General features: G+C 72.5%; 1 protein-coding gene. It reads left to right on the top strand.

Going from position 1 to position 8,244, the window contains the following annotated elements; genetic code table 11:
- Positions 1 to 8,244: SDR family NAD(P)-dependent oxidoreductase (locus AB0K00_RS50150; RefSeq protein WP_363537677.1), on the top strand; the 8,244-nt coding region annotated here is incomplete at its 3' end.

Genomic DNA, 8,244 nt, shown 5'->3' with positions numbered 1-8,244 from the left:
ATGGACTCCCTCCTCGCCCGCCTGCTCTGGGCCCAGCTGCGCTCGGTCGGCTGGCTCGCCGAGTCCGGCACCACCGACGTCACCGCGCTGAAGGCCGAGCAGCGGCTGCCCCGGCACGTCGAACGGTGGCTGGACGCGTCGCTGGACATCCTGGACCGGTTCGGCATGGTCCGGTTCGAGCGGTCCACCGGCCGCTGCACCGTGCTCGGCACCCCCGAGCCGGCGCAGGACGCGTGGCGGGAGTGGGAGGCCACGAAGGACGACCTGTTCCGGGACCTCAGCCTGCGGCCCCGCCTGGTCATCGCCGAGAAGATGATGCGGGCGCTGCCCGAGGTGCTGGGCGGCCGGAAACTCACCACCGACGTCCTGTTCCCGAACGGCTCCTACGACCTCGTCCGGCCGGTGTACCAGGGCAACCCGCTGGCCGATCTGCTCAACCAGGTGATGGCCGAGGCGGTCGCCGCCTACGTGCGGCAGCGTCTCGCCGAGGACCCGTCGGCGCGCATCCGTCTCCTCGAGGTCGGCGCCGGCACCGGGTCGACCAGCCGGCTCGCCTTCCGCGCGCTGGAGCCGTACCGGGACTCGATCGACGAGTACGCGTTCACCGACCTGTCCAAGGCGTTCCTGTTCGCCGCCGAGGAGGAGTTCGGGCCGACCGTGCCGTACCTCGCGCCGCGGCTGCTCGACATCGAGGAGCCACCGGCCGGCCAGGGCTTCGCGGCGGGCCGCTACGACGTCGTCCTGGCCACCAACGTCCTGCACGCCACCCGGCAGATGCGCCGCACGATCCGGCACGTCAAGTCGCTGCTGCGGCCGCGCGGCCTGGTGCTGCTCAACGAGCTCGCCGGCAACGCGCTGTCGCTGCACATCGCCTTCGGCCTGCTCGAGGGGTGGTGGCTGCACGAGGACCCGGAGGTGCGGATCCCGGGCAGCCCGGGCCTCGCCCCGGAGGCGTGGCAGTCGCTGCTGGAGGAGGCCGGGTTCGGCTCGGTGTTCTTCCCGGTCGAGCACCTGCACGGGGCCGGCGGCCAGATCGTGGTCGCGGAGAACGCCGCCACGCCGGCTCCCGCGGCCGTCCTCGCCGCAGCACCAACCCCGGCACCCGCAGCCGCGGTGCTGGTGCAGGCCGCGCGGCCTGCGGCGCCGGTGCCGGCCGCGCCGCCCGCCGACCTGCGTGCCCGGGCGCGGGCCGTGCTGCGGGACGAGCTCGCGCGGGTCCTGCGCACCGCGCCGGACTCGTTGAACGGCACCATGGCGATGCGGGACTACGGCCTGGACTCGATCCTCGGCATCGAGTTCGTGCGCCGGGTCGGTGACCTGTTCGGTGTCGAGCTGCCGACGACGGTGCTGTTCGAGCACGGTTCCCTCGACCGGCTGGCGGCGCACCTGGTGGCGGTCGGTGGTTCGTTGAGCGTGCCGGAGCCGGTGGTGGAGCCGGTTGTGGCGGCCGTTGTGGCCCCGGTGCCGGTGGGTGTTGGTGAGCCGGTGGCTGTGGTGGGTGTGTCGGGTCGGTTTGCTGGGTCGCGGTCGGTGGACGAGTTCTGGTCGCGGTTGGTGGCGGGTGAGGATCTCGTGGGTCCGGTGGATCGTTGGGATCTGCCGGCGGGGGTGGAGTGCCGGCGGGGGAGTTTCGTGCCGGGGTTTGATGAGTTCGATGCGTTGTTCTTCAACGTGTCTGGGCTTGAGGCGGGTCTGATGGATCCGCAGCAGCGGTTGTTTCTGGAGGAGTGTTTTCTAGCCCTGGAGCAGGCGGGTCTGGTGGGTTCGGGTGTGGCGGGTGCGCGGGCCGGGGTCTTCGTCGGCTGCACCGGCGGCGACTACCACCTGCTGCAGGAGGACAGGGCGGTGGCACCGCAGGGCATGGCGGGGCGCGCCGGATCGATCCTGGCGTCGCGGATCTCCTACCTGCTGGACCTGCGCGGGCCCGCGGTCGCCGTGGACACGGCGTGCTCGTCGTCGCTGGTGGGTGTGCACCTGGGCGTGCAGGCGCTGCGCTCCGGGGAGGTCGACGTCGCCGTCGCCGGCGGGGTCTTCGTGCTGAGCACCCCGGAGTTCTACCTGTCGGCGGGCGCCGCCGGCATGCTGTCCCCACAGGGACGGTGCGCGGCGTTCTCGGCCGGCGCCGACGGGTTCGTGCCGGGCGAGGGCGTCGGCGTCGTCGTGCTGAAGCGGCTGTCCGACGCGATCGCCGACGGCGACGTGATCTACGGAGTCGTCCAGGGCACGGGACTGAACCAGGACGGCGCGTCCAACGGCATCACCGCCCCGAGCGTCGGCGCGCAGGAGGCACTGCTGCGGTCCGTGTACGCCGAATCCGGCGTCCGCCCCAGCGAGGTGCAGGTCGTGGAGGCGCACGGCACTGGCACCGCCCTCGGCGACCCGGTCGAGTTCGCCGCCCTGTCGCGGGTCTTCGGCGCCGACTCGGACGCGCCGGCCCGGTGCGCGCTCGGCACCGTGAAGACGAACGTGGGCCACACCGCCGCGGCGGCCGGCGTCGCCGGGCTGCTGAAGCTGCTGTGGGGGATGCGGCACGGGCAGATCCCGCCGGTGCTGCACTTCGCGGGGCCGAACCCGGGGATCGCGCTGGACGGCAGCCCGTTCTACGTGAACACCGACGTGCGCCCGTGGCCGGTCGGCGTCAACGGTCGCCGGGTGGCGGCGGTCAGCGCGTTCGGGTTCAGCGGCACCAACGCCCACGTCGTGGTGACCGACGGGGTGCCGGCGCCGGCGCCGCTGCCCGAGGTGGGTGGCGTGTGGCCGGTCGTCGTGTCGGCGCCGACCCGCGACCAGCTGGTGGAGCAGGTCCGGCGCCTCGCCGGCTGGTGCGTCAGCCCGCAGGCCGGGCAGGTCCGGTTCGCCGACGTCAGCCACACCCTCGCGGTCGGGCGGCGGCACCACCGTGGACACCGCCTCGCCTGTACCGCACAGGACGCCACCGAACTCGCCGAACTGCTCAACCGCTGGCTGGACGGCGAGCGGGCACCAGGGTTCATCGGCCGGCCGAACGGCGCCGGCGTACCCCTGGCCACCGCGTACGTCCACGGCGAAGACGTCGACTTCGCGCCGCTGTTCACCGCCGGCGCGTTCCGCCGGGTGCCGCTGCCCGCCTCCGTCCTCGCCCGGCGCCGCTACTGGGTGGGCGAACAACCGCAGCTGCTGCCGCAGGCGGACCGCCGCCCGCCCGCGCCGCAGCCCCTCGCGCAGCGCAACACGTCGACGCTGCGGACCCACCGGTACACCACCACGCTCACCGGCACCGAGTACTTCCTCGCCGACCACGTCGTCGGCGGCGTCAGCGTCCTGCCCGGCGTCGTCACCCTCGAACTGGCCCGGGCCGCCGCCGGCCGCGCGCTGGATGCACCCGAGCACGCCATCCGGCTGACCAACGTGGCCTGGCCGCAGCCGCTGCGCTGGGACGGCAACCCCCAGGAGCTGCACGTCACCTTCGCCCCGGGCAAGGGTGACCGGGTCCGGTTCACCATCCACAGTGGACCGCCCCGGCTCGGCGACCGCGCCGCCGTGCACTGCCAGGGCGACGCGGAGATCCTCACCAGCGCCCCGGCCGCGCCCCTCGACCTGGACCGGCTGCGCCGCGAATGCGGTGCGCGCACCATCCCGGCCGAAGACTGCTACACCACCCTCCGCGACGCCGGCATCGAACACGGCCCACGGCTGCGGGCGCTGCAGGAACTCCACCTGGGCACCGGCCAGGTCCTCGCCCGGCTGCGCCGCCCCGACGGCGCACCGGCCGGCGACGCCTGGCTGCACCCCAGCATCCTCGACGCCGCCCTCCAGTCCGTGGTGCCGCTGACCCACGGCACCAGCAACGACGAAGGTGTGCTTGTCCCGTTCGCCGTCGACGCCGTCGAGGCGTTCACGCCCTGCCCCGCCCGGCCGTGGGTCTGGACCAGCGTGACGTCCCGCGACACCAACGCGTTCGACGTGGTCGTGTGCGACGAGGACGGCACCGTCGCCGCCCGCCTCCGCGGGCTGATCGGCCGCCGGCTCGCCCCCACAAGGCACGAACCCGCCACGCCGGTCCCGTCCGGCGACGGCGTCTTCGTGGCACCGAGTTGGGAGCTGGTGCCGTCGGCCGAGCTGACCGGCGAGCCGGTGTCCGGCCCGGTGGTGGTGGTTGGTGAGGCGGGTCCGTTGCGGGACCGTCTGGTGGCGGCGTTCGGCGGGGTCGTGGGCGTGCCGGATGGTGCGGTGGGTCATGTGGTGTGGCTTGCGCAGCCGTCGTCGTCGGATGTGGTGGCGGCGCAGGAGTCTGGTGTTCTGGGTCTGTTCGGTGTGGTGAAGGACCTGCTGGACCGTGGCGTCGGCGACCGGGCGGTTGGTTTGACCGTGGTGACCGTCGGCTGTGTGTCGGTGTTCGGTGAGGAACTGTTGCCCGCCCATGCAGGCGTCCATGGCCTGGTGGGTTCGTTGGCGCAGGAGTTCCCGCATTGGCAGGTGCGCCTGCTGGACCTGCCCACGGACACGGCGGCGTGGCCTAGCGACGTGGTGTTGGCTGGAGTGTCGGCGGGTTGGCGGGGTTGGGCGTTCCGGGATGGTGGCTGGTATCGGTGCCGTTGGCTGCCGGCGGCGGTCCCGGCAGCGACCGGTGGTGGGTTCCGGCGCGGTGGCGTGTACGTGGTCGTCGGCGGTGCCGGTGGCGTCGGTGTGGCGTTCTCGGAGTACGTCGCTCGCGTGTACGGAGCGCGACTCGTGTGGCTGGGTCGCCGCAACCTCGATGCGGAGATCGAGGGGTTGCTGGACCGGGTGGGCCGGGTTGGTCCGCGTCCGGTGTATGTGCGTGCGGATGTGACGGACCGTGCTGCTGTGGAGGCGGCGTACCGGCAGGTGATGGAAACGTTCGGCGTGGTGCATGGGGTGGTGCATTCGGCGTTGGAGTTGGCGGATCGTGGCCTGCTGGGCATGGATGCGCGGGAGTTCCGGCGGACGTATGACGCGAAGGCTGCCGGGACGGTGTGGCTGCTGGATGTGTTCGGGGCTGCGGCGTCTCTGGAACTGGTGTTGATGTTCTCGTCGTTGAATGCGTTCCTGCGGGCGCCGGGTCAGTCGAATTATGTGGCTGGGTGTGTGTTCCAGGATGCGTTCGCCCGGTCATGGGCGGTGGGTCGTGACTGTGTGGTGAAGGTGATGTATTGGGGTTGGTGGGGCAGCGTCGGTGCGGTCGCTGGGGAGGGGTTCCAGCAGCGGATGGGCCGCGTCGGCCTCGGCTCCATCGAGGGCGCCGATGGTATGGCGGCGCTGGAGGCATTGGTCGCGGCGCCCGTGGACCGGCTGGGGTATCTGCGGGTGCGGGACGTGGTGGACCTGGCGGGTGAGACGGTCGTGCCGCTGCCCGAAATCGCCCTCGGCGCGGCACCGACCCCGGCGGCCCCCGTCCGCGACCTCGTGACCGCCCGCCACGCCAACGCCCCACTGCCCGCCGACTGGACGATGCCCGGCGCGTCCAGGCTCGATGCCGACGCGCTGCGCGGGCTCGTCGCCGAGGTGCTCGGCGTCGACGCCGCCACCATCGAGACCGGCGTCGACCTCGACGAATACGGCTGGGACGCGGCCGCCGCGACACGCCTGCGGAACCTCCTCGACGACCGGCACGCCGCCACGGTCGAACCCGCCGCCCTCCTCGCCGCGAGCACGGTCGCCGAGATCGTCGACCTGACCGGCGGCCCCGGCGACACCGTCGACGGACTGCTGACGGCGCTGCTGTGGACGCAACTGCGGGCCACCGGATGGTTCGACGGCCCCACGATCGACCCCGCGGCGATCACCGCCCGCCTGCCCCAGCACCTGCCCGCCTGGCTCGACGAGACCCTGCGCACCCTCGCCGGACACGGCTACCTCCGCCACGACGGCGCGACCTGGACAGTGCTTGAGCCGCCCCCGGCCGGCGCGTGGGCCCGCTGGGAGACGGCCGGCGAAACCTGGCGCGCCGAGCCGAACCTGCGCGCACAGACCGTCCTCGTCGACACCGTGCTGCGGGCGTTGCCGGACGTGCTATCGGGTCGCCGGCTGGCAACCGAGGTGATGTTCCCGAACTCGTCGATGGACCTCGTTCAGGGCCTGTACCAGGGCAACGCCCTCGCCGACTTCTACAACGGCGTCCTGGCCGACGCGCTGGAAGAGTTCGTGCGCGCCCGGCCCGGAGGCGGCCTGCGGATCCTTGAAGTCGGCGCCGGGACCGGCGGCACCAGCTCGATGATTTTCGACCGCCTGGTGCCATGGCGGGATCGGGTCGCGGAGTACTGGTACACGGATGTGTCGCCGGCGTTCCTGTCGCATGCGGAGACGGTGTACTCGGCGATGGCGCCGTATCTGCGGCTGGGGTTGTTGGACATTGAACGGTCGCCGGTGGGGCAGGGCGTGCCGGTTGGTGGGTTCGATGTGGTGGTGGCGGCGAATGTGTTGCATGCGACGTCGCGGATGCATCGCACGATGCGGCATGTGAAGGCGTTGCTGCGCCCGGGTGGGCTGCTGCTGCTGAACGAGTTGACCCGTAACCAGTTGTGGGCGCACGTGACGTTCGGGCTGCTGCCCGGATGGTGGCTGTCGGAGGACCCGGCGCTGCGTCTGACGGGCAGCCCCGCCCTCGGCACCACCGCGTGGCGGCGCGTCCTCACCGACGTCGGCTTCACCGGCATCGCGTTCCCCCTCGACGAGGCGCGCGACCCGCAGCAGCACATCATCCTCGCCGAAAGCGACGGCATCGTCGCGCTGGAAGCCAAACCCCCGGCCGAAGGCAGCAGCCAGGTGGCCCCCGCCGCGCCGACGCCGCCGCCGACCACCGCGGCGCCGGTCGAACCCTTGGAAGCGCGGCTCCGCGACCTGTTCGCCGAGGTGCTGCGCCTGGAACCGGCCGACATCGACCCTCAGATGCCGTTCGAGACCTACGGCATCGACTCGATCGTCGTCGTCCAACTCGCCGCCGCCCTACGCGACACGTTCGACGACGTCACGACCTCGCTGCTGTTCGAACACCGCAACCTGCACTCCCTCGCCGAACACTTCGCGGCGACCCAACCCGCCGCGGCCCGCGCCCCCGCCACTGCCGCAGCCCGGCCGGCCGACTCTGGCTCGCCCGCGCACACGTCCGGCGACATCGCGATCATCGGCGTCGCCGGCAAGTACCCGCAGGCGGACGACCTGACCGAGTTCTGGCGCAACCTGCGCGACGGGCGCGACAGCGTCACCGAGATCCCGGCCGAACGCTGGGACCACCGCGCCTTCGGCGGCGACACGCCCCGATGGGGCGGCTTCCTCGACGGCGTCGACGAGTTCGACCCGCTGTTCTTCAACATCTCCCCGGCGGACGCCGAGCTGCTCGACCCGCAGGAGCGGCTGTTCCTGCAGTGCGCCTACCAGACCCTCGAGGACGCCGGCTACACCCGCGCGCGAGCCGCGAACACCGGGCCGGTCGGCGTGTTCGTCGGTGCGATGTACCAGGAATACCAGCTGTACGGCGCCCAGGAACAGGTGCGCGGGCGGCGGGTGGCGATGGCCGGTAGCGCGGCGTCGATCGCGAACCGGGTCTCGTACGTGTGCGGCTTCGAAGGCCCCAGCGTCGCGGTCGACACCATGTGTTCGTCGTCGCTGACCGCGATCCACCTCGCGTGCGAGAGCCTGCGCCGCGGCGAGGCCAGCATGGCCCTGGCCGGCGGCGTCAACGTCAGCATCCACCCGAACAAGTACCTGATGCTGGAGCAGGGGAACTTCCTGTCCAGCGGCGGCCGCTGCGTCAGCTTCGGCGCCGGCGGCGACGGCTTCGTCCCCGCCGAGGGCGTCGGCGCCGTGCTGCTCAAGCCCCTCGCCGCGGCACTCGCCGACGGCGACCAGATCTGGGGCGTCATCAAGGCATCCGCCGTCGGGCACGGCGGGAAGACGAACGGTTACACGGTCCCGGACCCCGCCGCACAGACCGCGGTGGTGCGCCGGGCCTGGTCCGCGGCGGGCGTGGAGCCCCTGTCGGTGGGCTACGTGGAAGCGCACGGCACCGGCACGGCACTCGGCGACCCGATCGAGGTCACCGGCCTGGCCCGGGTCTTCGGCGGGGCCGCGCCCGGGTCGGTGCCGATCGGGTCGGTGAAGTCGAACATCGGCCACGCCGAGAGCGCCGCCGGCATCGCCGGACTGACCAAGGTCCTGCTGCAGCTGCGGCACAACCAGCTCGCGCCGTCGCTGCACGCCGACGAACTCAACCCGCACATCGACTTCACCAGGTCCGTGTTCCGCGTC

The sequence above is a fragment of the Dactylosporangium sp. NPDC049525 genome, from assembly GCF_040676755.1.
GTDB lineage: Bacteria > Actinomycetota > Actinomycetes > Mycobacteriales > Micromonosporaceae > Dactylosporangium.
Note: the sequence above shows the minus strand (reverse complement) of the source record. Positions and strands in the feature narration are given on the sequence as shown.